Here is a 26,302-nt window from a genome sequence, read left to right on the forward strand (position 1 = left end):
GAAAAACCGGTCGATCTCAGGGAGAAAAAACCGGGTTAGGTTTTATAAACACCCGAAAAGGCCTTGCACCTTGACGGGGCCGAAAAAGGCCATCATGACCTCAACTGCATTTACTGCTTTTCCGAGCGAACAGGCTTAAAACGCGCTTAACGGTTTCATCGATATCCAGAGAGGATGTATCGAGCGTTATGGCATCTTCCGCAGGGACAAGTGGCGCTTCCTTGCGACAGGAGTCCCTTCGGTCCCGTTCAATCAAATCATTTCGGAGACTGTCAATGTTAGCAGGAATTCCTTTTTCTAACAACTGCTTATATCGTCTTTCCGCACGGACGTCCACGCTGGCCGTCAGAAAAATCTTGAGATCAGCCTCAGGGAAAATAATCGTGCCCATATCGCGGCCGTCGGCAACCAGACCGGGTGCTTTTTTGAAACCGGTTTGGCGATCGATCAGGGCCCGTCTGACCTTGGGGGAGGCGGCGATGACGGATGCCGTATTGCCGACTTCTTCTGTACGGATTGCTTCAGTAACATCCTCAGAGCCGAGGAAGATCCTTTTTTTTCGAAACGGCAGGGCAAATTGCCTGCAATCGAAGCGATTTGATCGATATCATCCGGATTTATGCCCGAGCGCATTACAGACAAGGCTGTCAGACGATACAATGCACCGGAGTCGAGATAATGAAAATGCAGTTTTTCGGCAACGATTTGTGCAACAGTCCCTTTTCCGGAGGCAGTCGGGCCATCAATGGTGATAATGGAAGCGTTCATGGATGAGTTTGACACGGACATGTTTTACAGGTGAAATGAAAATTCCATTTTCCGGACTCGTGGATAACGATATTTATTCGGATTGAACAAAATATTTCTGAAAATTATCCGTGCAGAGTTAGAATCTGGGGTAAAAATGGTACACAAGAGAATATCATTGTGCAACCAGTCATTTTTGCCGGTTTTGCAACCTTAATTTCCACTGCGACATTTGAAAATGATTTCAGAATTTGATTTATTGTCGGAAAAAATCAGCCAGCTGGCCAGCCTGACTCATGCGTTGAGAAGGGAAAATGCCGAATTGAGATTGAAGAATACGGAACTCAGGCAGGAAAACCGGCAACTGACAGAACGAATGGAGAGCGCCCATCAGCGGGTTTCTTCACTGATAGAGACATTGCCGGTAGCAGATCAAGGCGGGGAGATGGACAAATGATACAGATCAATGTGACGATCATGGGACAATCCTATCGTCTGGCCTGCCATGAGGATGAGGAAAAGAAACTGAGGGAAGCGGTAGCCTATCTTGACGGCAAAATGTGTGCCATTCGGGATGCCGGGAAAATAAAAGGAAATGACAGGATTGCCGTTATGGCTTCGCTGGCGATTGCCGCGGAATTGTTGTCGACGAAATCTCCCAGCGGTCCGTTGTCCGAAATGACCATGTCGGAGATCAAACAGAAAATGGAGGCCATGAACAATGTGCTGGATCAGGCGCTCCTTCCACAGGAAGATCTTTTCTGACACGGTGCAAATTTTCAGGCCAAAGCAGTTGACAGAAGTTCTTATTCAGGTAGACTGAAAATACCCTGCGGTGTTCGTGATTGTCATATATTCTTTGAACCATTTCTGAGCACAGGTTGCGGAATTTTGTCGGGTGGGCGTGCGCGTCGCTCGTTCGATGAACCCGAAATCCGGCTTACCGTGACCACCTTGAACCTTTGGTTCAAGATGCCGACATAGCGGCACAGGCGGGGCTCTCGTTTCCGTCGGCTGCATATCCCGTGCGGCCGTTTTTCTGGCACAAGTCTCTTTTAATATCCCCTCTCCGGATTGACTTGCGAGGTGAGTTTTTCTCCTTTTTCCAAGGCATGGATGAAGTTGGCGACCTGTCTGACGGTTTCGTGACAGAACGTCAGTGCAGCGATGTGAGGGGTGATCGTGATACCGGCGTGATTCCAGAACGGATGGTCTGGCGGGAGTGGCTCCTGTCCTGTAACGTCCAGCGTCGCAGCGCGGATCAGACCGGTTCGCATCGCTTCCAGCAGATCGTTCTCGACAAGATGCTTGCCCCGTCCTGCATTGATCAGATAAGCGCCATGCCCAAGGTGGCGGAAGTTGTCCAGACAGAGTATGCCTTCCGTTTCGGCGGTCAGTGGCAAAACGCAGACCAGAATGCGGACATTATCCAGGAATGCCTGCATTTGTTGTTTGCCTGCGTAACAGGCGATGCCGGGGATGTTTTTTATGTGGCGGCTCCAGCCACGGAGTGGAAAACCGAATGGCATGAGTGCCTTCGCCACAGCGGTCCCCATAATGCCCATGCCCATGATGCCGATCGTGAAATCTTCCCGCTTGTACGGGGTCAGCATTTCCCATATACGGTTTCCGGCCTGTTTTTCGTATTCGTCAAAACGGCGATAGTAGCGAAGGACAGCATGAGTGACATATTCGGCCATCTGAATCGCCATTCCGGCATCTTCGAGTCTGAAGATAGGGACATTTATATCAATCGCATGGCTCATGGCCAGCAGGGAATCGACCCCGGCAGCGAGATTGAATATCGCTTTCAATCCGGTTCTGTTCTGGAACAATGATGCCGGCGGATTCCAGACCAGTGCGTAATCCGCCGGAGCATTGTCACCCGGTTGCCACAAACGGATCTCGGCCTCAGGCAGGGCCGTTTTCAGTGACGGCAGCCATTCAGCCGGATTTTCTCCTTCGTTATAGTACAGAATGCGCATGGTCATGTTCTTCTATGCCAGGCATTCTCGCCTTCACTTCAGTCGATTCGTGAGTTTTCAGTCCCAGTTTGGCCAGCAGGGCACGGTCTTCATTGGCTTCGGAATTATCCGTGGTAAGCAGTTTTTCGCCATAAAAAATCGAATTCGCACCGGCCAGGAAACACAGTGTCTGAATGGCTTCCCCCAGTTCGTGACGGCCCGCTGACATGCGGACTCTGGCTTCAGGCATGACGATTCTTGTCACGGCGATCGTTCTGACGAATTCGAGCGGATCAAGAGGTTTGACATTGAACAGGGGGGTTCCCTCGATGGGAACAAGATGATTGATCGGTACGGCTTCCGGGTATGGATTCAGGTTGGCGAGCTGGGAAATCAGTTCGGCGCGTTGTTGCCGTGATTCACCCATTCCGATGATACCGCCACAACAGACCTTGATGCCCGCCTTGCGGACACGGCCGAGCGTATCCAGCCTGTCCTGATAGGTTCTTGTCGAAATAATGTTGGCGTAATGGCTCGGAGCCGTATCCAGATTGTGATTGTAATAATCGAGACCGGCTTCTTTCAGCTTTTGGGCCTGTTCTTCTTTCAGCATGCCGAGCGTCATGCAGGTTTCAAGTCCAAGTGCCTTGACCGCCCGGACGATTTTGAGATATTTCTCGAAGTCACGGTCGTTGGGTGAACGACCGGAGGCTCCCATGCAGAATCGTGTGGCGCCGTTGTCTTTTGCTTTTTGTGCGGCGGCGAGAACGGTTTCCAGATCAAGCATTTTGCTGGGCGTGACATCCGTGTGGTGGTGTATGGATTGGGAACAGTATCCGCAATCTTCCGTGCATGCACCTGTTTTCAGGGATATCAGTGTGGCCAGTTCAACATCGCCGTCCGGAAAATGGGCACGATGGATTTCCTGGGCGCGGAACATCAGTTCGTGAAAAGGAAGATCGTAAAGAGCGAGAATATCTTTCACGGGCCATGTCTCGGGTTCTGGAATAGCGGTTGTTTCTGTACGGCGGTAAAAAGTAATGGGTTGTGACATGAAGTTGATCTTTCAATACATCGGTTTTATAACGGCCAGTCTGGCAGGTTGTTCAGGCTCAGATAAGCGTCTGTTTGTGAAAATGATTCAAGATAGGGAACTGTTCCCAGTCTCGGGGCATTCAGCCATGACTCGAGTGTCCGGATGTTTTCATCTGCGAAAGGCATTCTGGGGTCCGTCCGGTTGGCTATCCACCCGGCCAGTTTCAGGCCTCTGGCATGAATGGCCTCGACAGTCAGCAAGGCATGATTGATGCAGCCGAGTTTAAGACCGACAACCATAATGACAGGAAGATTCAATTGTACAGCGAGATCGGCACTTGAAGTATTCTCGGTAAAGGGAACACAAAAACCTCCGACGCCCTCGACGATAACGGCATCGGCCTGATGGCTGATTTCGCGGTAGCAGGACAGAATGTGCTGAAGGTCGATAACACGTTTGTCCAGCGCGGCAGACAAATTGGGGGCGATCGGCGTATTCAGGAGAAAGGGAGCGACAAGTGAAACGGGCAGATCCATGTTGGATGCTTTCATCAAGGCATCCACATCGTCGTTATGCCATATTCCGTCAAGCTGTGTCGCTCCTGCCGCGACAGGTTTCATGGCAGCGACCTTCAATCCCTTTTTGGCCAAATTCCGGACAAGTGCGCAGGACAGGGTTGTTTTTCCGATTTCCGTATCGGTGCCTGTAACGAAATAGGCTATCGGATTCATGCCTGTATGACCTCGTTGAATACGGTGATCGTTTTTTCGGTCAGCTGTTCGATGTCGGTATCATTCAGAATATATGGTGGCATCAGATAAACCGTATTGCCGATCGGACGCATCAGCAATTCGTGTTTGAGCGCTGTTTCAAAGAAACGTCGTGGAAAGGTGGCCTGTTTTTCCGGTGTCATCACGGCATCGAATGCCCAGATCATGCCGCGATTGCGGAAGTGCCGGACACAAGAATGCTGTTTCAGCGATTCGAGCGCAAGGTTTATCTTGCCGGAAATGATCCGGTTCTGGTTGATAACGTCGTGGAGCCGGAAAAGCTCGAGGCTTGCCAGTGCCGCGCGACAGGCAAGCGGATTGCCGGTATAGGAATGGGAATGGAGAAAACCGCGCGCGATGTCCGTATCATAAAAGGCACTGTATATCCTGTCTGTCGTCATGACGAGAGATAATGGCAGATAACCTGCAGTGATGCCTTTGGACAGGCACAGCATATCCGGCCAGATGCCAGCCTGTTCACAGGCGAAAAAAGATCCCGTCCTGCCGAATCCGACCGCAATCTCGTCGGCGATCAGGTGAACCTTGTAACGGTCGCACAATTCACGGATACGTTTCAGATATTCCGGTGAATACATGACGAATCCTGCAGCGCATTGAACGAGTGGTTCGACAATGATCGCGGCGATCCGGTCCGCTTTTTCCTGCAATAATGCCTCCAGCCGATTTGCCGCCTGCATGGCAATGTCATTGGCAGACTGCCCTTCTTTCGCCTTTCTGCCGTCCGGTGATTCGACCGTGTGCGAATTCCGGATCAACGGGGCATACGAATCCTTGAAAAGAGTGACATCCGTAACGGACAAGGCACCGATCGTTTCGCCATGATAACTGTTTTCCAGGCAAACGAATTCCTGTTTTTCCGGCACTCCGCAGTTTTTCCAGTAATGAAAGCTCATTTTGAGCGCGATTTCGACAGCGGATGCGCCATCCGACGCATAGAAGCAATGGCCCAGTGCATGACCGGTCAAGGCAGACAGTTTTTCAGAAAGCTCGACGACCGGTTCATGTGTACAACCGGCCAGCATGGCGTGTTCGAGCGTATCGAGCTGATCTTTTACCGCTTTGCTGATAAAAGGATTTCCATGTCCAAACAAATTGGTCCACCAGGAACTGATCGCATCCAGATAACGGTTGCCGTCCTGGTCGTAAAGCCAGATACCCTTGCCGCTTTTCAACGCGATGAGCGGAAGCGTTTCATGATGTTGCATCTGGGTACATGGATGCCAGACGGTTCTCAGGCTTCGCTCAATCCAGCCGGAGGATCGGGAATGCAAATGTTTCACTTGAAGTTTGTTTGTCATGTAGGGTTAAAAAAAAGTACCGTCGAAATAGTACCATTGTTCATTCTTTTTTATGAAACGGCTGATTTCATGCAGTTTCTGCATGCGTCCGTTTTGCTTATAGCTGGCAATGAATTCGACGACAGCCCTGTTTTCATGTTCCTGGTGCCGGATGATTTTCAGACCCAACCATTTGACCGGTGAATTTTTTTCGATGATGGTACCGGATGGGCGGTTTTCATTGACCCACGTTTCACGGAGATAGGGTTCATTTTCCGTGACATAGGCACTGTAACGGGAACGCATGAGCGACAGGGCGTCTTTTGCCGTGGCGTCACCCGTCAGATAGGGTTTGCAGCAATCTTCGAACGACGGATTGCCACATGGGCATCCCGTCTGAACGAAGTCTCTCTTTTTTGACATGTCGGTTTATCTTATTCCGCAAAATTCGAAATCGACTTCCGGCTGTTTGCCCGAAACGATATCTGCAATCGCACGACCGGAACCGCATCCCATTGTCCATCCCAGTGTGCCGTGTCCGGTATTCAGGAAAAGGTTGCCGTATTTCGTTTTTCCAATATAAGGAATATTGGAAGGCGTCATCGGACGCAGACCGGTCCAGAAATGGGGCTGGTCGTAATCGCAGGCGTCGGGGAACAGTTCCGAAGTACGGCGGATCAATGCCTGGCAGCGTGCCTCGTTGAGCTGGCGACCATAACTGTTCATTTCTGCCGTCCCGCCGACACGCAGGCGGTTGCCCAACCGCGAAAAGACGAGTTTGTAGCCGGCATCGATCAATGAAACGTACGGTGCCTTGTCCGGATCCTTGACAGGAAAGGTCGCGGAATATCCCTTGGCCGGATAGATCATCAGGTGAATATCGAGCGGTTTTAGAAACGGTGCGGAAAAACTGCCCAGCGAGATGACGAACGCATCCGCCTTGAGAACCTCGAATTCTCCCGTTGGCGTAATCGTTTCCACCGCGGCAATCCGGCATGCCGGGCCGCTTCCTTCTGTCAGAAGCCGGGTGGCGGTCGTGTTGAAGCGAAAATCGACTCCTTGCTCCTTGGCTTTTTCTGACAGGGCGATCGTAAACTCACGGGAATCGCCATGTTCATCGTCAGGAGTAAAATCGCCGCCGACCAGTTTGTCCCTGACTGGCGAGAGAGCCGGTTCAATCTGGATGACTTCGTCCGGCGTGATCGTATTTCGCGGACACCCCAGCGACGTCATCAGTTTCGCCCCTGCCTTGGAAGATTCATAATCGGCCTTGTCGGTGTAAAAGTGCATGATGCCGCGACTCAGATGGGTATATTCGATACCGGCTTCTTCCCGCAGTGCCCGTAGCGTTCTCTTGCTGAAATCGGACATGGCGACACATTGCCGTGTATTGTGTGCGGTCCGTTTGGGAGTACATTCGAGCAGAAAACGTGCTCCCCATTCCCATTGGAGCTGTTCTGCACGGAAACGGTAGAGCAGAGGTGCATCATCCTTGCCAAGCCATTTCAGGATTTTCGATGGCGCGGACGGGTTGGCCCAGGGTTCGGAATGGGATACGGAAATCTGGGAACCGTTCCCGAATGTTGTTTCCTGTGCCGCTCCCGGACGGCGCTCGATGACAGTGACATCATGTCCTGCCTGACGCAGAAACCAGGCAGCTGCCGTACCCGTTATACCTGATCCTAATACGATGACTTTCACAATTTGCCTCTTCGTTTATCTGTTTGGAACCCGATCAGTGCCGGTCCCGTTTTTTCCCGTTATTTTAAGATGATTGCTTTCGGAAAAAAATTCTTTTTGTCTCAGTCTGTGAAGTTCATCTGTAACGGTGTGTGTCACAACGACGTCCAGTGTACTTTGCAGATCTTTTTTGATTTCGGAAACCAGAGCGCCAGTCATATTCTGGATACTGGCAGCCAGATTCTGCTGGATGATTTCCTCAAGGACGAACTGGATGCGTTCCTCGACCCGTTGCAGAATTCTTTCCGACAGGCGTTGTTCGAGCTCGTTCCAGGCTTTTTCGTTTTGCGTCGCGTCAGCCAGATCGGGAAGTGTCGGCAGAATTTCCGTCAGTACGGGATAATTATCCGTTTCATCAGGATTTATGCCGGTGTCCTGATTTTCATGGACGCGTTTTTCCGCGTTGTTTTCAAAACTGATTCGGGATGTATTATTCATTATTTGGCAATTTCGTGATGTAGCGTATATCCGCGTTCCCTGTAATGGACATATCGCTGGCGTCCGGCACTGGTATCAGTCGGGTCGGTGGAAACCAGTTCTATGAGGCGTTCGAATCGTGCGTAGCATTCCGGTATGGTTTGCGAAAGATTGACCAGAATGTCGTAGTGCGGCATTTCGCCACGATCGTCCGGTGTCAGAATGACCGGTGAACGAAAAGCCTGGCGGTCGCCTATCATGGCATGAGGCAGGAAGTCCGAATCCGAAAATGTCCAGAGTGCCTCATCAAGCCTGTTTAGCAGATTTCTGTCCGTAGACAGCAGTACGATCCTGCTCCCGGGCGCATTGGCAAATGCTTTCCGTACCCAGCGGCAGGTATAGTTGATCTTGTCTGCAATGTGAGTACGGAATTCTATTTTGGTCATGGAAAATACCGGCCTGAAAAAGGAAAAACGCATCAATTGACCCGGAAGTCTACCGGGTCAATTATGAAGCGTTTTCACTGGATAAGTAAAGATGTTATGCGGCCAGTCCGTTATGGCGGAGCAGGGCGTCAATTGTCGGTTGGCGGCCTCTGAATGCGGTAAACGATTCGATGGCGGGGCGGGAACCGCCTACCGACAGGATTTCTTCGAGCAGGCGTGCTCCCATAGCCGGTGAAACCAGATCGTTGCCATCCGCAAGCGATTCCTCGAAAGCGCTGTAAACATCGGCTGACAGAACTTCCGCCCACTTGTAGCTGTAATAGCCTGCAGCGTACCCGCCGGCGAAAATGTGACTGAACGATTGCAGAAAGCGATTGAATGCAGGTGGAATGACGACAGCGTATTTCCGGCGTATTTCATCCAGTACATCCTGTGCGGTTTTCTGTCCGTCCGGATCATAGTCGTAATGCAGGTGCATATCCGCCAGTGAAAATTCAACCTGCCGCAACATTTGCAGTCCGGATTGATAGTTTTTTGCTGCCAGCATCTTGTCGAACAGTTCTTTCGGTAAAGGTTCCTTCGTATCGATATGCGAAGTCATGTGACGGACGACATCCCATTCCCAGCAGAAATTTTCCATGAACTGGGATGGCATTTCCACCGCATCCCATTCCACACCGGAAATTCCGGATACCCCCAGTTCGTCCACTTTTGTCAGAAGATGATGCAAACCGTGACCGAACTCGTGGTAAAGCGTCATGACTTCATCGTGTGTGAACAGGGCCGGTTGCCGTTTGCCGTCCTTTTCCAGCGGGGATGAAAAATTGCACGTCAGATAGGCGACGGGTGTCTGGAGTCCGTTAGCCGTCATGCGACGGCTACGGGCGTCATCCATCCAGGCACCACCCCGTTTGCCGGGACGTGCATACAGATCCATGTAAAACTGACCGATCAGTTTGCCGGCTTTTTCGATCCGGAAAAATTTGACATCTTTGTGCCATACCGGAGCGGTATCCGGAAGGATGGATACCGAATAGAGCGTCTGGACCAGTCTGAACAGGCCTTCCAGTACATTCGGTTCGGGAAAATACTGTCTGACTTCCTGTTCGGAGAATGCATAGCGTTTCTGGCGAAGTTTTTCGGAAACATAAGCCATGTCCCATGCCTGCAGATCATCAATGCCCAGTTCGTCCTTTCCAAAGCGTTTCAGCTCCGCCAGATCCTTTTCTGCATAGGGCCTTGCTCTTTCGGCGAGATCTTCCAGAAAGGCGATCACTTCGTCCGGAGTACGTGCCATTTTGGGAACCAGGGATACTTCGGCGAAGTTGGAATAGCCAAGCAGCAGCGCTTCTTCCTTTCTCAGGCGTAACAGTTCGTTGATGTTGCCAGTGTTGTCCCATTCGGGGTTCGTGCCGAGTTCGGAGGCGCGTGTCGCATTGGCACGGTACATTTTCTCGCGAATGGCCCGGTTGTCCGCGTATTGCATGACGGGATAAAAGGACGGAAAGTGCAGAGTGAATTTGTAACCGGTCTTGTTATCGGCTCTGGCAGCTGCCTGTGCCGCATGCAGGATGTCTTCAGGCAATCCGGACAATTCGGAGACATTTTTGATGAGCAGTTCGAAATCATTGGTGGCGTCCAGAACGTTTTCCGAGAAACGGGTCGAAAGAGACGCGGTTTTTTCCTGGATTTCGGCAAAACGTTTCTTTTTGTCTTCCGGCAATTCGGCACCTCCCAGACGGAAATCGCGCAGTGTATTTTCGATCACCCGTTGACGGGACGGACTCAGGGAATCAAAAGAGGAAGCGTTCCGTAGGGTTTTGTATTTTTTAAACAGAGCCAGATTTTGTGAAAGCGATGTCCAGAATTCAGTGATTCTGGGAATGTTTTCGTTATATGCCGCACGCAATTCAGGGGTGTCGACGACAGCGCTTAAATGACCGACGATTCCCCAGGCACGGCTGAGCTGTTCGGTACAGTCGTCCAGCGGGGTGACGAAGTTGTCCCAGGTGATATCGGTCATGGGCGCTTCCAGTCCGGCGACCACCGTTTTGCAACGGTTCAGGAGCGTTTCGATTGCCGGAGTGACATGTTCCGGACGAATTTCATCGAAACGTGGAAGGCCGTCGAAATTCAATAACGGATTGGACATCGAATACTCCTTTCAGGTCATGTCGGGTCATATGAAAAAGGTACGCCTTTTGCGTACCTTTTTTGCTGTTTGAATAGTTACTGTTTTTGTTTGCTTTGCAGTTTCTTTTCCGCCGCTTCGATGGCATTGGATAGCAGCATGGTGATGGTCATCGGCCCAACTCCGCCTGGTACCGGTGTAATGTAGCCTGCCACTTCCTTGACATTGGGGAAATCGACATCGCTCCAGAGTTTGCCGTTTTCATCGCGTTCAACACCCACGTCGATCACGACGGCTCCCGGCTTGACCATATCGGCCTTGATAATGTTGCGCTGGCCGGTCGCGGCGATCAGGATGTCGGCCAGCCGGGTGTGATATCCCAGATCGCGGGTCTTGGAATTGCAGATCGTGATCGTGGCGCCGGCCTGCAACAGGAGCATGGACATCGGTTTCCCGACAATGTTGGAAGCACCGACGATGACGGCATGCGCACCACGAACCGGATAATTGATGGATTCCAGCATTTTCATGACGCCGTGCGGGGTGCATGGCTTGATTCTCGGTTGCCCCGTCATCAGAAGTCCGGTATTGACCACACTGAAACAGTCCATGTCTTTTTCGGGGTCAATAGCCTCGATTACCTTGCGTGGATCGATATGATCGGGCAAAGGTAACTGGACCAGGATGCCATGAACCGTCGGATCCTGGTTCAGGACACGGATGCGCTCCAGCAATTCGGCTTCGGTGAAGCTGGCATCGTATTTTTCGAGAATGGAACGGATTCCGTTTGCCTTGCAGGCACGTTCCTTGTTCAGCACATAAACCATGGAAGCCGGACTGTCGCCGACCAGGATAACGGCCAGTCCCGGAGTTTCTCCTGCAGCTGTCAGTTTGGCTGCACGTTCGGCGATATCCTTGCGGATTTCCTTGGCCAGCTCATTTCCGTTGATAATTTGGGCAGTCATTTTGTTTGATGAATAAAAAAACCGTTAAAAAAACATTATACGATGATATCTCTTGTCCGTTTTTCGCGCTTGATGGCAAGTAAACCCTATAAGCTACACGAAAAAAAGGTTTTTATGAAGAGGCAACCGGCTTTTTGTATGAACAATGATGTAAGCGGTCACTTTTTCCATGCGATTTGACAGATATTGGGTCTGCTTATGGTTTATTATCTTTTTAAAAGCACGGTCTTTCGGATTTCTTGCCGTTATGCGGCCTATTGGGGAGGGGATTATGGCGAATCAGCAGGATGACGTTTTCATTCACTATCATGATCCGGACGAGCAGGAAACTGCAGAATGGCTTGACGCCTTTCATGCCGTCATCGAAAACGAGGGGCCGGAAAGAGCTCATTATCTGATGGAACGGATGGCGGATGTCGCTCGCCAGAAAGGCATCAATCTTCCGTTTTCCAGCAATACGGCCTACATCAATACGATACCTCCCGAGCAGGAACAGCATTCTCCCGGCAATATGGCCTATGAGGCGCGACTTCGTGCATGGATGCGCTGGAATGCCATGGCAATGGTTGTCCGGGCCAACAGGAATGGGGACAATCTGGGCGGTCATATCGCCTCGTTCACCTCTCTTGCCACCATGTTTGGCACGGGCTTTAACCATTTCTGGCGTGCTCCGACGGAGACCTTCGATGGTGATCTGGTCTATTTTCAGGGACATTCTTCTCCGGGCGTTTATGCCCGTGCCTTTATTGAAGGACGTTTGTCGGAAGAACAGCTGGAAAATTTCAGACGGGAGGTTCGCGGAAACGGACTTTCTTCCTATCCTCATCCGAAACTGATGCCCGATTTCTGGCAGTTTCCGACGGTATCGATGGGACTTGGTCCCATTATGGCGATTTATCAGGCCCGTTTTCTGAAATATCTTCAGGCACGCAAAATAGCAGACACGGCAGGTCGCAAGGTCTGGGTGTTCTGCGGCGACGGGGAGATGGACGAACCCGAGGCGAAGGGAGCGATCAGTCTGGCTTCCCGAGAATCGCTCGACAATCTGATCGTGGTCGTCAATTGCAATCTGCAACGTCTTGACGGACCGGTACGAGGGAACGGGAAAATCATTCAGGAACTTGAAGCGGATTTCAGGGGGGCTGGCTGGAACGTCATCAAAGTGATCTGGGGATCCGACTGGGATGAATTGCTTGCCCGGGACAAGGATAATGTCTTAAAGAAAGTCATGATGGAAACCGTTGATGGTGAATACCAGAGTTACAAGGCGAGAGACGGCGCTTATGTCCGCCGGCATTTTTTCGGAAAGGATCCCCGCCTTCTGAAAATGGTCGAAAGCCTGTCGGACGATCAGTTATGGCGACTGTCCCGTGGTGGACATGATCCCCGAAAAGTCTATGCGGCGTTTAAGGCAGCGCAGGATCATACCGGACAGCCGACGATTATCCTTTGCCAGACGGTCAAGGGGTATGGAATGGGGGATGCGGGTGAAGCGCTGAACATTGCCCATCAGGTCAAGAAACTGGACGACAGGACAATCCGGACATTGCGGGATCGGGCTGGTGTGCCGATACCGGATGACAGGCTGGATGAAATCCCTTTCTACAAGCCGCCTGAGGATGCTCCCGAAATGGTTTATCTCCGGCAGCGTCGTGAGGTATTGGGCGGTTATCTGCCGCATCGTCGTCAAAAGGCGGACGAGCGTTTGCCCGTTCCTCCTCTTTCCGCTTTTGCGCCATTGCTGGAACCGACACATCCGGGACGTTCGATCTCGACGACGCAGGCTTATGTCAGGGCACTTGGCATTTTGCTGAGAGCTCCCGAGATCGGCAGACGTATTGTCCCGATCATGGTGGATGAATCGAGGACTTTCGGAATGGAAGGGTTGTTTCGCCAGATCGGTATTTACAATCCGAAAGGACAGCTGTACGAACCGGTGGATTCCGGAGAAGTCATGTATTACCGTGAAGACAAATCGGGACAGATTCTGCAGGAAGGAATTACCGAGGCTGGAGGGATGTGTTCATGGATTGCCGCGGCAACGTCGTACTCGACGAGCAACCGAATCATGTTGCCTTTCTATACTTATTACTCCATGTTCGGCTTTCAGCGGACCGGCGATCTGATGTGGGCTGCAGCCGATATGATGGCCAGAGGATTTCTGATCGGGGCAACGGCAGGAAGGACAACCTTGAACGGAGAGGGATTGCAGCATGAGGATGGCCAGAACCATGTTTTTGCCGCGACGATACCGACTTGCAGACCGTATGATCCCGGGTTCGCTCATGAGATAGCTGTCATCATTCGGGAAGGCGTCCGCTGCATGGTGGAAGAACAGGAAGACGTTTTCTATTACATTTCCGTGATGAATGAGTCTTATCCCCAGCCGGGCCTGAAGCCGGGGCAGGAGAGCGGTATCCTAAAGGGCATGTATCTGTTACAGGAAGGCGACAGGGATTTGCCCCATCGCGTCCAGCTGCTCGGTTCCGGGACGATCACGCATGAAATGCTCTCGGCGGTCGATCTGTTGAAAGACGACTGGAATGTGGCGGCGGATATCTGGTCTGTCACGTCATTCACGATGGCTGCGCGGGAAGGAAATGATACGGAACGCTGGAATATGATGCATCCGGGCGAGGAACCGAGAATTCCTTACGTGACAGAATGCCTGAAAAATACTTCCGGACCGATCGTCGCATCGACGGATTATGTACGGCTTTTTGCTGAACAGATTCGTGCCTATATTCCGGAAGGACGACTGTATACAGTACTGGGAACAGATGGTTTCGGACGCTCGGATACCAGAGCCAATTTGCGACGCTTTTTTGAAATAGACAGGTATTACGTCACCCTTGCAGCGCTTGAAGCACTGGTGAAAACGGGAGAAATGCCGGCCGGGACTGTTTCGGACGCCATCGAAAAATACGGGATAGACCGGGAAAAACCCAATCCGGTCGACATGTAAGCCATTTCAGTGTCAGTTACGTCGGTGGATTCTGGGATATCGTGTTTTCAGGGGGTGGGTCGGAAAGGAGGCGGGAGATGAAAACGTTGGAAATCAGAGTGCCGGATATCGGGGATTTCAGGGATGTGGAAGTCATCGAATTGATGGTGAAAGAAGGGGAGAAGATTGCGAAGGACCAGTCACTGGTACTGGTGGAATCGGACAAGGCGAGCATGGAAATTCCGTCGCCGGAGGCGGGGGTGGTCAGGGAGCTGAAAGTGAAGCTGGGCGACAAGGTTTCGGAAGGCTCGCTTCTTCTTTTGCTGGACAGGGATGAAACGGAAAAAAACGAACAGTCCGATGCTGACAAATCTTCTTCTGTTTCAGTGAAACCATTGCAGAATGCCGGTGAAAAGACAATATCTTCGTTTGCTGAAAAAACAGCGGAGCCCCTGAACGGAACAACACTATCGTTTGATGTGGCAAGCCATCATTTCCCGGATCATCGAATGGGTGACGGAGTACCGCATGCATCGCCTTCTGTCCGGAAATATGCACGTGAACTGGGTGTCGATTTGAGACATGTGCAAGGTTCAGGTCCGAAGAACAGGATCGTGAAGGAAGATATTCAGGCTTATGTCAAGGCTTTTCTTCATCGTGACGGTTCGCCGAACCGTTTTAACAATCTCATGAATTTTCCACCCTGGCCATCGCTTGATTTCAGCCAGTATGGTGAAACGCAGAAGCAGCCTCTGTCACGTATCAAGAAAATCAGTGGCCCCAATCTTCATCGCAACTGGGTCATGATCCCGCATGTCACGCAATATGAACAGGCTGATGTGACCGAGCTGGAAACATTCCGGAAAGCGGCTAACGAAAAATACAGGCATGAGAATATCAAGCTGACGATACTGGCATTTGTCGTCAAGGCTTGCGTTGCTGCACTGAAAAAGTATCCGGAGTTCAACGCTTCACTGGATGCGACAGGCGAAAACCTTATTTTGAAGCGTTATTACCATATCGGATTCGCAGCGGATACCGTTCACGGTCTGGTTGTCCCGGTCATTCGGGATGCAGACAAAAAAGGGGTGTTGCAAATCGCCAGGGAAATGGCACAGCTTTCGGCTCTGGCAAGAGAAGGAAAACTGAATCCGTCTGACATGCAGGGCGCGAGTTTTACCATCACATCATTGGGAGGGATTGGCGGCACTTACTTTACTCCGCTGATCAACGCTCCCGAAGTGGCCATTATCGGTTTGTCCCGTATTACAACACAGCCAATCTGGGATGGAGACCGGTTTCAACCTCGCCGGATTCTGCCGTTATCCCTGTCTTACGATCATCGGGTCATTGATGGAGCACAAGGAGTCCGGTTCGTCACTTATCTGGCAGAAGTACTGGCCGATTTGAGAGAAACGCTTCTTTGATACTGGCGATTTTGCAACATTTTGCCGGTGAATGGAACCGGTACCGGTTCCCGAAAACGGTAATGGAGAACAGGAATGAAAACGTTGGAAATCAGAGTGCCGGATATCGGGGATTTCAGGGATGTGGAAGTCATCGAATTGATGGTGAAAGAAGGGGAGAAGATTGCGAAAGACCAGTCACTGGTACTGGTGGAATCGGACAAGGCGAGCATGGAAATTCCGTCGCCGGAGGCGGGAGTGGTCAGGGAGCTGAAAGTGAAGCTGGGCGACAAGGTTTCGGAAGGCTCGCTTCTTCTTTTGCTGGACGAAACGGATGTTCCGCAAGCCATGAATCCGGGTGATGACAATGCGTTTGCGCGGAGTGATTCCTCACCTTCGGATTCTGTTTTGCTGAAGGGAGAAGAGTCAGTTGTCGAATGTGATACCCTTGTTTTGGGAGCCGGGCCGGGGGGGTATACCGCGGCATTTAGGGCAGCTGATCTGGGACAGAAGATCGTTCTGGTTGAGCGTTATCCGGTTCTGGGGGGTGTCTGCCTGAATGTTGGCTGTATTCCATCGAAAGCGCTTCTTCATGCGGCCAGAGTCGTTACCGATGCGGCCGATATGAGCGATCGGGGTATCCGTTTCGGTGAGCCTGAAATCGATACGGTCCGGTTAAACGAATGGAAGCAGGACGTGGTAAACAAATTGACTGATGGCTTGTCCGCTCTTGCGCGGGCGCGCCGGATAACCGTATTGCATGGTATCGGGCAATTTTCGGACTCCCATGAAGTGGAAGTTTCGGGGCAGAAAGAAAAATGGCGGGTCAGATTCAAAAATGCGATCATTGCCGCGGGATCATCCGCGGTGAAGCTGCCCGGTTTCCCATATGGCCATCCGGCACTGGTCGATTCTACCGGTGCATTACAGCTGGATGGAATTCCGGGAAGGATGCTGGTGATCGGTGGAGGCATTATCGGTCTGGAGATGGCGTGTGTTTATGATGCGTTGGGAAGCCGGGTGACTGTCGCTGAATTCTCGGAAGGCATTATCCCGTCTGCGGATCGGGACGTTATATCGCCTTTGCTGGAGAGGATAACCGGAAGATACGAAGCTGTTTATACCGGAACCCGTGTCGCAAGGCTGGAAGAAAGCGGAAAGCAACTGGTCGCGACATTCGAAGGTGTCGGGGCACCGGCAAAACCGCAGACATTCGACCGGGTCCTTGTTGCGGTCGGCCGCCATCCAAACGGCCGGAGTGTCGGTGCCGAAAAAGCCGGTGTCATGATCGATGAACGCGGTTTCATTCCTGTCAATAGACGGCAGCAGACAAATATTCCGCATATCTACGCTATCGGTGATATTTGCGGCGAACCCATGCTTGCTCACAAGGCCAGTTACGAAGGGCGTATCGCCGCAGAAGCCATTGCGGGACTCCAAACGGAATATGATGCATTGACTGTTCCATCCGTAGCTTATACCGATCCGGAAATTGCCTGGATGGGACTGACGGAACGGGAAGCGGATAAAAAAGGTATTCCGTATGAAAAATCGGTATTTCCCTGGAATGCATCCGGACGGGCGCTGACGATGGGACGTCCGGATGGAGTGACAAAACTGTTGTGGAGCAGACAGGACGGTCGTTTGCTGGGTGCCGCCATTGCCGGAACGAATGCCGGCGAATTGTTGTCGGAGACGACGCTGGCGCTGGAAATGGGAGCTGACCTGGAAGACATCGCATTGACGATGCATCCGCATCCGTCGCTTTCGGAAACGGTTCTGTTTGCCTCGGAAGTCGGGTTGGGCACGGTTACCGATTTGTATCTTCCCGGAAAAAGAAAACAGGGAATATGAAAATTAATGTCCTGTCTCGTTCAGTTTTTTCAGGTCGTTTTCATTCAGGAAACACCAGTGCCCGGTAGGAAGAGATGCCGGCAGTGAAAGATCGCCTATTGCCGAACGGTGCAGTTTTTCCACTCTGTTGCCGACGGCAGCGATCATTCGTTTGACTTGATGGTATTTGCCTTCCGCTATGACCAGTTTGACATGATATTCGTCAATCAGCCGGCATTTCAGTGCTTTGGTGATGGTCTTTTCGTTGCGGAGTTCGACGCCGTTTTCCAGCCGCTCGAGCTGATCCTGCCGGAAAGGATCGGCCGTTGTTATCTGATAGATTTTGGGAACCTTTTTGCGGGGTGACGTATACCGGTGAATGAAATTGCCGTCATCAGACAGAAGCAGCATGCCGGTCGTGTCCTGATCGAGTCTTCCGACACACTGCAATCCTCTGTGGATGAACGGCGGCGGGAACAGGGAAAAAACGCTCGGATGATGTTGTGGCTGGTGCGAACATTCATAACCGGCAGGTTTGTTCAGAACGAGATACAGTTTTTTCCGGTATTCCCATTGTTCGCCATCTATGCAAAATGACAAGTTGTCCGTCTCGATTGGCAGTCCCGGGTCCGTACAGATGATTCCCCCGATTTCAACACGGTGCTCGAGAACAAGGCTTCGGCAGAATTTGCGGCTGCCGAAGCCTTGGCATTGCAGCATCTTTTCCAGTGTCATGTTCATGACGACATTGTACGAGAATTTCTGGGCACAAACTTGAAAATCGGTTTTGTGTCATTATATAGTTTGCAGGCAATAAAAAACCCCACTGCATGTGGGGTTTTGGAACCTGATCCAATGGCCAGAGTTACAAGGATTGGATGTTGGAAGCCTGCTTGCCTTTGGGGCCCTGTGTGACTTCAAATTGAACCTTCTGACCTTCTTTCAAGGTTTTGAAGCCACTCATGTTGATTGCGGAAAAGTGAGCGAACAAGTCCTCACCTCCGTCTTCCGGGGTAATAAAACCGAAGCCTTTAGAATCGTTAAACCACTTGACTGTACCAGTTGCCATAAAAGAGGGTCTTTCTATAAATGCATTATACTCACGAAACCATCGGAAAAAATTGAATTTGATCCGAACCAGTCCTTTTATTTTCCTGCCGCTGACAAAAGCGGGACCAAGCCCTTATCAACAGGTCCATTGTTGGCATAAAGATAGGCAAAGTCAAGCAATTTTCCCAAAAAAGGATGGATTCTTGAGAAATGCCAAAAATTTGATGGTGGTGGTACAACCCGGAAAAAATCACGGGCTGCACGAACAGGTAAAAACACGTATTATCAATTCTGGACTTGCGCTCGCGCACAAGTGAAAATATATAGTCGATATAAAGTTGAAGCAATGGTGACACAACAGGGAAACGAGGCGCTTTTGGAGGAAGAAGCGACTGTTCTGAAACCACCCTCGATGTACAGGGTAATTCTTTTAAATGACGATTTCACACCGATGGATTTCGTGATTTTCGTATTGCAGGAGTATTTTCACAAGGATACGGAAGCGGCTACACGGATTATGCTCAAAGTTCACCGCGAAGGAAAAGGCGTTTGCGGCGTTTTTCCCAAGGATATCGCCAGCACGAAAGTGGAACAGGTTGTAAGACATGCCCGTCAGGAAGGGCATCCGTTGCAATGCACGATGGAGGAAGCATGATTGCGCAGGAATTGGAAGTCAGTTTGCATATGGCCTTTGTAGAGGCGCGTCAGGCACGATATGAATTCATAACAGTCGAGCATCTGCTGCTGGCATTGCTGGACAATCCTTCAGCGTCCGAAGTGCTCAAGGCGTGCAATGCCAATCTGGATGAGCTCAGAAAGGCACTTGGCGATTTTATCCGGGAGAATACTCCGGTCGTTCCGGGAACGGCAGAGGTGGATACGCAGCCGACACTCGGTTTCCAGCGTGTTATCCAGCGGGCGATTATGCATGTGCAGTCCGCATCGAATGGCAAGAAGGAAGTGACGGGGGCGAATGTGCTGGTCGCCATTTTCGGGGAAAAAGATTCCCATGCCGTTTATTACCTGCACCAGCAGGGAGTGACCCGTCTGGACGTGGTCAACTATATTTCTCATGGCGTTCGCAAAAACGCGCAGCCCGATGCACCGAAACAGACTGAAGGGGCCGAGGAGGTACAGGGTGATTCTGCATCCGGCAAGGATTCCCCGCTGGAACTTTATACCCAGAATCTGAACAGGGAAGCTGTTGCAGGCCGGATCGATCCATTGATCGGTCGTGAAAGTGAAATCGACCGGGTCATTCAGGTATTGTGCCGCCGGCGCAAAAACAATCCGTTGCTTGTCGGTGAGGCCGGTGTCGGCAAGACGGCGATTGCCGAAGGACTGGCGTGGCGGATCACCCAAAAGAATGTTCCCGAGGTACTGCAAAATGCTGTGGTATTTGCACTCGATATGGGAGCGCTTCTGGCCGGAACGAAATACCGCGGCGATTTTGAACAGCGCCTAAAAGCGGTGTTGAAGCAGCTGAACGATAATCCGGGGGCCATTCTGTTTATTGACGAAATCCATACGATCATCGGTGCGGGGTCTGCATCGGGAGGGACGCTGGATGCATCGAATCTGCTGAAACCCGCTTTGTCCAGCGGGCAGCTCAAATGCATAGGGGCGACCACTTTTACCGAATTTCGCAACGTATTCGAGAAAGATCATGCTTTGGCAAGACGGTTCCAGAAAATCGATATCAATGAACCGACCGTTGAGCAGACAGTACAGATATTGCGTGGACTGAAATCCCGTTTTGAGGACCATCACAATGTCAAATATTCCGTTTCGGCACTGATTACGGCTGCGGAACTGTCGGCCCGTTTCATCAATGACCGGCATTTGCCGGACAAGGCCATCGATGTTATTGACGAAGCGGGGGCCGCCCAGCGGGTATTGCCGAAATCGAAGCAGAAAAAGACAATCGGTAAAGCTGAAATTGAGGATATCATCGCCAAAATTGCCCGCATACCGCCACAAACTGTCAATCAGGATGACCGGAGCAAATTGCAGAATCTGGAACGGGATCTGAAGAATGTCGTTTTCGGCCAGGATGCCGCCATTGATGCATTGTCAGCCAGCATCAAGATGGCTCGTGCCGGACTCGGCAAAACGGACAAACCGATTGGCGCTTTTCTGTTCTCCGGGCCGACCGGTGTCGGGAAAACCGAAGTGGCCCGGCAGCTCGCCTTTGCACTGGGTATTGATCTGATCCGTTTCGACATGTCCGAATATATGGAACGTCATGCCGTCAGCCGGATGATCGGTGCGCCTCCGGGTTATGTCGGGTTCGATCAGGGAGGATTGCTGACGGAAGCCATTACCCGGAAACCTCATGCGGTACTGCTGTTGGATGAAATCGAAAAGGCACATCCGGATATTTTCAGCATCCTGTTGCAGGTGATGGATCACGGTACTTTAACGGACAATAACGGGCGTAAGGCGGATTTTCGCAACGTCATCATTATCATGACGACCAATGCCGGTGCGGAAAGTCTCCAGAAGTCGTCAATAGGATTTACCGGCAGCAAGGAGGCCGGCGATGAGATGGCCGATATCAAACGCATGTTTACGCCAGAATTCAGAAACCGGCTTGACGCGATTATCAGTTTCAGGGCATTGACTGAGGAAATCATTCTGCGTGTGGTCGACAAGTTCCTGATGCAGCTTGAGGAACAGTTACATGAGAAAAAGGTCGATGTGGTCTTTACTGAACCCTTGCGGCGTATGCTGGCCCGAAAAGGTTTCGATCCGTTGATGGGGGCACGACCGATGTTGCGTCTGATACAGGATCTTATCAGAAAAGCGCTGGCGGATGAGCTTCTTTTCGGCCGGCTTGTTGACGGGGGGGCTGTTGTCGTCGATATAGACGACAAGGATGAAATCAGACTGGTTTTCCCTGAGAAAACGGAATCCTCTTCCGCTGTACCGGAAAACAAGGCACTGGAACTGGAGTAGCTCACCGGAAATGTTGGAAAGTCTGTCTTGCGTGACAGGCTGTTTTCCGTGTATCAGAATGTCCAGAGAAAATCCAGTAATGCAATGGGCATGCAATAAAGTAGCAGTGATGCGAAACGGGCCGGCGAAACACGTTGCATGACAGTTTTCCGGCCCAGCCAGCACGAGACGGCTGTAGCCTGAATCAGGATGACTGCTTCAAAAGGAGTCGCCCATGCCAGGCTGACGCCATATTCCTGCCAAATGGAAAAACCGATCCGGCACAATCCCAGAAATATGCTCCAGCCGATGAGCGGGATAAGACAGTAAGCCAGCTGTCGCCATAAAATCGTATCACCGGCCAGCTTGCCGGCCATGCGGAGAAAAACGTAAACGAACAGGCCAAGCAATGTTCCGGTTATGACAATGAAAAAGAGTCGGTAAAAGGAAACCGGACTGTCGGCCAACCACCAGGGCAGATTCAGATGCATAGGCATTCCAATTGCCGTTATCCAGTCAATGAACCATCTGTACAGGCGGCTTGTATGCCATGCGAGAGACATGGTGCAAATACCGGTTATTCCCCAGACCAGCAAAAAGAGTTCCGATCCGGTAATCGCCCGGGGGTTTGCGGAAATGATTTCTTGTATCGGGCTTCTGGCGGCAAACTCGACAGCATTGCGGTAACCGCTGCAACGGCCGCAGGCGTGACAGGCGGAAGTGCTTGTCATTTGCCGGATATTGATCAACGGTGCGCAATTGATACGTTTGACTGTACCAGTAAAATTTTTCCATTTTTCCCTGTCCACACGGAAATGGAAAAAAGACAACTTTGCCAGCAGACCGAAAAAACCATTTCCTGGACACAGATACATGCACCAGACGCGTTTTCCGTTTCCGTACAGATAACCGGTAAGAAGGGCGAGGCATGTCGGGATTCCCAATAAGACCAGTGTCGCGGGAAAATATTCATAAAAACCGGTCATCTGGCCATATAAAGTCGTTCCGACCAGTACCGTACATGGCCAGCCTTTCCAGCGTATCCAGCGGGGAATGGAGCGTTTTTTTCCGTATTCGCTGACGAATTCGGTCAGTGTTCCGTCAGGACAGAAAATACCGCACCAGAATCGTCCGAACAACATCATACCCAATACGATCAAGGGCCATCCGATTCCCCAGAATAAAAGCCGGGCGGTCAGTCCGGTTTCAGGTTCGGCTATCCATACCGGGATGAAAAGCAGGGAAAAATAGACGAGTACCATCGACCATTGGATAATGGCGATGATTTTCGGGTGGTTTTCGAGTGCATTGCCAAAACGGGCGGCTCCGGATTTGACAAATCCCTCAGAACAATCGAAAGCGGGTTGATTTGCCGACGGTTCATGGCGAAGGCCGGCTTTTAGAATGTCCCTTCCGGATATTTCGGATTTGTCGGATAAGTCTTTTTCAGCCACTTTCATTGACTCGGTATTTTCAAGGTTCTTGTCCTTGTTGAAGAACAGATGCAATAATGCATGCCATATGTCGGAAGCGGTTTTGGCATTTCCTGTACGGAAATCGCCAGTGGTTTGCCGTATCCGGATTGATAAACGTTTATTCAGGAAAACAGATTATGCCTTCACATGTTATCACCTTGGCGAATGGTATCACGATGCCGACTCTGGGTCAGGGTACCTGGTTCATGGGAGAATCCTCGTCGTCCAGAAAGGATGAAATCGCCGCTTTGCAAAAAGGGATCGATCTGGGAATGACGCTGATCGATACAGCGGAAATGTATGCTTCAGGCGGTGCGGAAAAAGTGACCGGGGAAGCGATCGCCGGAAGACGTGACAAGGTATTCCTTGTTAGTAAGGTACTGCCGGGCAATGCCAGCCGGAAAGGAACCATTGCCGCTTTTGAGCGTAGTCTCAAGCGTCTTGGAACGGATTATATCGACTTGTATCTGCTTCACTGGCGGGGAGGATATCCACTCGATGAAACGTTCGATGCCATGGAAAGACTGCTTGATGCCGGAAAAATCAGGGCGTATGGCGTATCCAATTTCGATCTCGACGACATGCAGGAAGCGTCGCAGTATGACCGGGGCCATATTTGCGTCAATCAAGTTTTGTACAATCTGGCATCAAGAGGCATCGAGTGGGATCTGCTTGGCTGGCTGAGAAAACGCAATGTCGCCGTGATGGCTTATTCTCCGCTGTATCAGACACGTCTTTTGAAGAGTCCCGGACTCAAAAGGATGGCGGAGGAACTATCCATTACACCGGCGCAGCTGGCGCTGGCATGGCTTCTTCATCAGGGAACGATACCGATTCCGAAATCATCCAGTGTCAAGCGGGTTGAGGAAAACCGCAAAGCCTGGGATATTGTCCTGGAACCTGAAATACTGGGAAAACTGGACGGTATTTTCCCGCCTCCGGATCACAAAATGCCGCTGGACGTCCTGTAAGCTTATGACAATACGGGACGGTTGTTTGCGGTGGCAGGGCCGTCCAAGAGGCCCTGTGCGGCAAACTGCCGGATGATCCGGATTGAGTCGATATCGGTTTCTTTGTAGGCGGAGCGCCGGAAATCGTTGTACATGGCTTCCGGGCCTTCGTCTATTGCGGAATCCTCATAAATGAAACGAACGAAAAAACGGCCCGGAAACGGTTCGTCAATCGAGATTTCAAGTCGCGACTCGATGATTTCGCCTTGTGCCGGAATGTGGAACAGCAGCTTTTGCATCGGAACAAATTCGACTTTGTCCCTGACCTTGAATTTTCCGAAATCAAGTACACGTTTAATCACGTTTTCCGATTCTTCCGTTATTTCACAGGCATCCATGTGCGGAATGAACAGAGTCGGCTCTTTGGCACGCAAAAGCAGCCCGAACCATAATTGTTCGCGGTTGAGTAAGTCAGCGCGGGGATCGTCAAAATTGTTGATTTCAATCAGATGTTCAAATTTCATGTGAGTTCGTTCTGGCTGGTTAATGCCGACAATAATCAATAACCGATCTGAAAAGATTGCTGAGGCATATTATTCGAAATACCCGTGTTCGAATGAAAATCCCTTGATAAATTCGGAAACGGGCAATCGTTTCGCTCCGGGTTTCTGCAGTTCCAGTATCCGGATCGATCCTTTGCCGCATGCAACAACAATGCCGTTTTCATCTGCGGAAAGTATCTGACCGGCTTTTTCGGCAGCAGGCGAGTGATCACTGGCTACGGCTTTCCATATTTTAAGCGGGGTATCCCGAAATTTTGCCGTGCAACCCGGAAAAGGATTGAAGGCCCGTATTTTGTTGATGATTTCCGTAGCAGGAAAGCTGAAATCCAGTCCGGCTTCTTCCTTGCGGATTTTGGCGGCATAAATGGCAGCGTTTTCATCCTGAATGACGGGATGGGCCGATCCTTCTTCCATTTTCTTTAATGCAGCCAGGATCAGTCGCCCACCCAGATCGGCAAGTTTGTCATGAAGTTCGGCTGCATTGATATGGTGATCGATGGGGATTGATTCACTGACCAGAACGGGACCGGTATCAAGTCCTTCTTCCATCTGCATGATGGATACCCCTGTTTCCGTATCACCTGCTTCAATTGCGCGCTGGATGGGCGCCGCCCCCCGCCAGCGGGGAAGCAGGGAAGCGTGAATGTTCAGACAACCGTATTCGGGCAGACCAAGGACGGCTTTCGGCAAGATCAGGCCGTAAGCGACAACAACCATGACATCCGGTTCGATTTGGCGAACGAGCTCGTAAACCCTTTTCGCTTCTTCAGCATGTTTGCCGTCGAAGCGGAGGGAAACGGGCTGTTCGACGGGAATGTCGTGCGAGATGGCCAGTTTCTTGACGGCAGAAGGCTGCAGTTTCATACCACGGCCAGCCGGCCGGTCGGGCTGGGTCAGGACGAGTTCGACTTGGTGGCCGCCACGAATGAGCGAATCAAGAGCCTTGCCGGCAAATTCGGGTGTTCCTGCAAAAACAATTTTCATCGTCTGTTTCCCTGATTCTGCCCTTTGGAACCCGAACCGCTTTTTTTCAGTTCACGTTCTTCCTTGAGCAGTTTTTTCTTGATGCGGTTCCGTTTCATCGGTGAAAGGTAATCGACAAACACATGGCCTTTCAGATGGTCTATTTCATGCTGGATGCAGACAGCGAGTAGTCCTTCTGCCTTAACCTCGAATTCATTGCCGTTTTCGTCCTGCGCACGTACCGTTACTCTGGCAGGTCTTTCGATTTCGTCATAAATGCCGGGCAATGAGAGACAGCCCTCTTCGAACAGGGCTTTTTCGTCACTGGTTTCGATAATTTCCGGATTGACAAAAACCCTCAGTTCATCCCGTTTTTCTGAAACATCAATAACAACGATACACTGGTGGACATTGATTTGTGGTGCAGCCAGACCGATACCTGGAGCTTCGTACATCGTTTGCGCCATATCCTGCACCAGTGTTTTCAGATCGGTATCGAATCGGGTGACAGGTTTTGAAGGTTTCAGCAAACGTGGATCGGGGTAACGCAAAATCGGTAAACGTGCCATTTGTCTGTATCAGGAACAACAATCAGGTGAAGAATCTTGCCAGCCGGTATTTTCCTAGGCAGAATCTGCATGAAAAATCTGTTTTTCGTTTTTCAGTA

Annotated in this window: 24 protein-coding genes, 1 other RNA gene and 1 pseudogene; 9 read left to right on the top strand and 17 right to left on the bottom strand. The window is 51.0% G+C overall.

The features are described 5' to 3' along the window. Nucleotides 1-100: 100 nt before the first annotated feature. A pseudogene (gene cmk, locus NB647_RS01995) lies at nt 101-789 on the bottom strand ((d)CMP kinase). Between the two features lie 196 nt (nt 790-985). On the opposite strand from cmk, the gene NB647_RS02000 reads away from it, so the two are divergent. From NB647_RS02000 to ssrS, 3 genes are all read left to right on the top strand, one after another. Continuing rightward, complete coding sequence (locus tag NB647_RS02000; RefSeq protein ID WP_269283899.1) at nt 986-1,204, top strand: DUF904 domain-containing protein; 219 nt, start codon at nt 986-988, stop codon at nt 1,202-1,204. Next, complete coding sequence (locus tag NB647_RS02005) at nt 1,201-1,512, top strand: cell division protein ZapA (RefSeq protein ID WP_269264884.1); 312 nt, start codon at nt 1,201-1,203, stop codon at nt 1,510-1,512. Before NB647_RS02000 ends, NB647_RS02005 begins: the two co-directional genes overlap by 4 nt. 59 nt (nt 1,513-1,571) lie before the next feature. Further along, nucleotides 1,572-1,750, top strand: a non-coding RNA gene (gene ssrS / locus NB647_RS02010) — 6S RNA. 52 nt (nt 1,751-1,802) lie between these two features. Here ssrS and NB647_RS02015 read toward each other — a convergent pair. The 10 genes from NB647_RS02015 to folD form a co-directional block, all read right to left on the bottom strand. After that, a complete protein-coding gene (locus NB647_RS02015; RefSeq protein ID WP_269284696.1) occupies nt 1,803-2,732 on the bottom strand; it encodes a 2-hydroxyacid dehydrogenase in 930 nt (309 codons plus the stop codon). Beyond that, nucleotides 2,713-3,765 (bottom strand): biotin synthase BioB, encoded by a 1,053-nt coding sequence (gene bioB / locus NB647_RS02020; RefSeq protein ID WP_269264885.1) that lies wholly within the window; start codon nt 3,763-3,765, stop codon nt 2,713-2,715. Before bioB ends, NB647_RS02015 begins: the two co-directional genes overlap by 20 nt. Before the next feature lie 26 nt (nt 3,766-3,791). Further along, entirely contained in the window at nt 3,792-4,478 is a 687-nt protein-coding gene (gene bioD, locus NB647_RS02025) for a dethiobiotin synthase (RefSeq protein WP_269283901.1), read from the bottom strand. After that, nucleotides 4,475-5,836, bottom strand: a complete 1,362-nt coding sequence (bioA, locus tag NB647_RS02030) for an adenosylmethionine--8-amino-7-oxononanoate transaminase (protein ID WP_269283904.1) — start codon at nt 5,834-5,836, stop codon at nt 4,475-4,477. The genes bioD and bioA overlap by 4 nt, the downstream gene beginning before the upstream one ends. 6 nt (nt 5,837-5,842) lie before the next feature. Further along, nucleotides 5,843-6,238, bottom strand: coding sequence for a YchJ family protein (locus tag NB647_RS02035; protein WP_269264888.1), 396 nt, complete (start codon nt 6,236-6,238; stop codon nt 5,843-5,845). Nucleotides 6,239-6,244: 6 nt separating this feature from the next. Continuing rightward, entirely contained in the window at nt 6,245-7,516 is a 1,272-nt protein-coding gene (locus NB647_RS02040; protein ID WP_269283906.1) for a D-amino acid dehydrogenase, read from the bottom strand. A 15-nt stretch (nt 7,517-7,531) separates the two neighbouring features. Continuing rightward, nucleotides 7,532-7,993 (bottom strand): hypothetical protein, encoded by a 462-nt coding sequence (locus NB647_RS02045; RefSeq protein ID WP_269283908.1) that lies wholly within the window; start codon nt 7,991-7,993, stop codon nt 7,532-7,534. After that, nucleotides 7,993-8,418, bottom strand: a complete 426-nt coding sequence (locus NB647_RS02050) for a DNA polymerase III subunit chi (protein WP_269264891.1) — start codon at nt 8,416-8,418, stop codon at nt 7,993-7,995. Before NB647_RS02050 ends, NB647_RS02045 begins: the two co-directional genes overlap by 1 nt. A gap of 94 nt (nt 8,419-8,512) precedes the next feature. Further along, the gene (locus tag NB647_RS02055) at nt 8,513-10,570 is read right to left on the bottom strand and encodes a M3 family metallopeptidase (protein WP_269283911.1); all 2,058 of its coding nucleotides are present in this window, start codon (nt 10,568-10,570) and stop codon (nt 8,513-8,515) included. A gap of 77 nt (nt 10,571-10,647) precedes the next feature. Then, nucleotides 10,648-11,514 (bottom strand): bifunctional methylenetetrahydrofolate dehydrogenase/methenyltetrahydrofolate cyclohydrolase FolD, encoded by an 867-nt coding sequence (gene folD, locus NB647_RS02060; RefSeq protein WP_269264893.1) that lies wholly within the window; start codon nt 11,512-11,514, stop codon nt 10,648-10,650. Nucleotides 11,515-11,785: 271 nt separating this feature from the next. Here folD and aceE point away from each other — a divergent pair, with 271 nt between their 5' ends. The 3 genes from aceE to lpdA all read left to right on the top strand — a co-directional run bounded on the left by aceE (nt 11,786) and on the right by lpdA (nt 17,718). Further along, nucleotides 11,786-14,479, top strand: coding sequence for a pyruvate dehydrogenase (acetyl-transferring), homodimeric type (aceE, locus tag NB647_RS02065; protein ID WP_269283913.1), 2,694 nt, complete (start codon nt 11,786-11,788; stop codon nt 14,477-14,479). Nucleotides 14,480-14,556: 77 nt separating this feature from the next. After that, nucleotides 14,557-15,885 (top strand): dihydrolipoyllysine-residue acetyltransferase, encoded by a 1,329-nt coding sequence (aceF, locus tag NB647_RS02070; RefSeq protein ID WP_269283915.1) that lies wholly within the window; start codon nt 14,557-14,559, stop codon nt 15,883-15,885. 75 nt (nt 15,886-15,960) lie between these two features. Then, entirely contained in the window at nt 15,961-17,718 is a 1,758-nt protein-coding gene (gene lpdA, locus NB647_RS02075) for a dihydrolipoyl dehydrogenase (protein ID WP_269283917.1), read from the top strand. Between the two features lie 3 nt (nt 17,719-17,721). Here the strand turns inward: lpdA and NB647_RS02080 are convergent, their stop codons facing one another. Both NB647_RS02080 and cspE read right to left on the bottom strand, forming a co-directional pair. Next, nucleotides 17,722-18,432: a 16S rRNA pseudouridine(516) synthase gene (locus NB647_RS02080; RefSeq protein WP_269284697.1), complete on the bottom strand. Its 711-nt coding sequence runs from the start codon at nt 18,430-18,432 to the stop codon at nt 17,722-17,724. A 130-nt stretch (nt 18,433-18,562) separates the two neighbouring features. Beyond that, a complete protein-coding gene (gene cspE / locus NB647_RS02085; protein WP_269264898.1) occupies nt 18,563-18,766 on the bottom strand; it encodes a transcription antiterminator/RNA stability regulator CspE in 204 nt (67 codons plus the stop codon). 327 nt (nt 18,767-19,093) lie between these two features. On the opposite strand from cspE, the gene clpS reads away from it, so the two are divergent. Both clpS and clpA read left to right on the top strand, forming a co-directional pair. Continuing rightward, a complete protein-coding gene (clpS, locus tag NB647_RS02090) occupies nt 19,094-19,402 on the top strand; it encodes an ATP-dependent Clp protease adapter ClpS (RefSeq protein WP_269265783.1) in 309 nt (102 codons plus the stop codon). Further along, nucleotides 19,399-21,705 carry an ATP-dependent Clp protease ATP-binding subunit ClpA gene (gene clpA, locus NB647_RS02095; RefSeq protein ID WP_269264899.1) on the top strand — a complete coding sequence of 769 codons (2,307 nt, stop codon included), beginning with the start codon at nt 19,399-19,401 and terminating at the stop codon, nt 21,703-21,705. The genes clpS and clpA overlap by 4 nt, the downstream gene beginning before the upstream one ends. A gap of 53 nt (nt 21,706-21,758) precedes the next feature. Here the strand turns inward: clpA and NB647_RS02100 are convergent, their stop codons facing one another. Next, entirely contained in the window at nt 21,759-23,144 is a 1,386-nt protein-coding gene (locus NB647_RS02100; protein ID WP_269265784.1) for a 4Fe-4S binding protein, read from the bottom strand. Nucleotides 23,145-23,296: 152 nt separating this feature from the next. Here NB647_RS02100 and NB647_RS02105 point away from each other — a divergent pair, with 152 nt between their 5' ends. After that, nucleotides 23,297-24,130 carry an aldo/keto reductase gene (locus NB647_RS02105; protein ID WP_269264900.1) on the top strand — a complete coding sequence of 278 codons (834 nt, stop codon included), beginning with the start codon at nt 23,297-23,299 and terminating at the stop codon, nt 24,128-24,130. A gap of 2 nt (nt 24,131-24,132) precedes the next feature. On the opposite strand, the gene NB647_RS02110 is transcribed toward NB647_RS02105, so the two are convergent. The 3 genes from NB647_RS02110 to def all read right to left on the bottom strand — a co-directional run bounded on the left by NB647_RS02110 (nt 24,133) and on the right by def (nt 26,204). After that, nucleotides 24,133-24,633, bottom strand: coding sequence for an SRPBCC family protein (locus tag NB647_RS02110; RefSeq protein WP_269264901.1), 501 nt, complete (start codon nt 24,631-24,633; stop codon nt 24,133-24,135). Between the two features lie 69 nt (nt 24,634-24,702). Beyond that, entirely contained in the window at nt 24,703-25,656 is a 954-nt protein-coding gene (gene fmt / locus NB647_RS02115; protein ID WP_269283919.1) for a methionyl-tRNA formyltransferase, read from the bottom strand. Beyond that, nucleotides 25,653-26,204 (bottom strand): peptide deformylase, encoded by a 552-nt coding sequence (gene def, locus NB647_RS02120; RefSeq protein WP_269278018.1) that lies wholly within the window; start codon nt 26,202-26,204, stop codon nt 25,653-25,655. Before def ends, fmt begins: the two co-directional genes overlap by 4 nt. Nucleotides 26,205-26,302: the final 98 nt, after the last annotated feature.

Origin of the sequence: Oxalobacter aliiformigenes, assembly GCF_027116575.1 — a bacterium.
Classification (GTDB): Bacteria; Pseudomonadota; Gammaproteobacteria; order Burkholderiales; family Burkholderiaceae_D; genus Oxalobacter; species Oxalobacter aliiformigenes.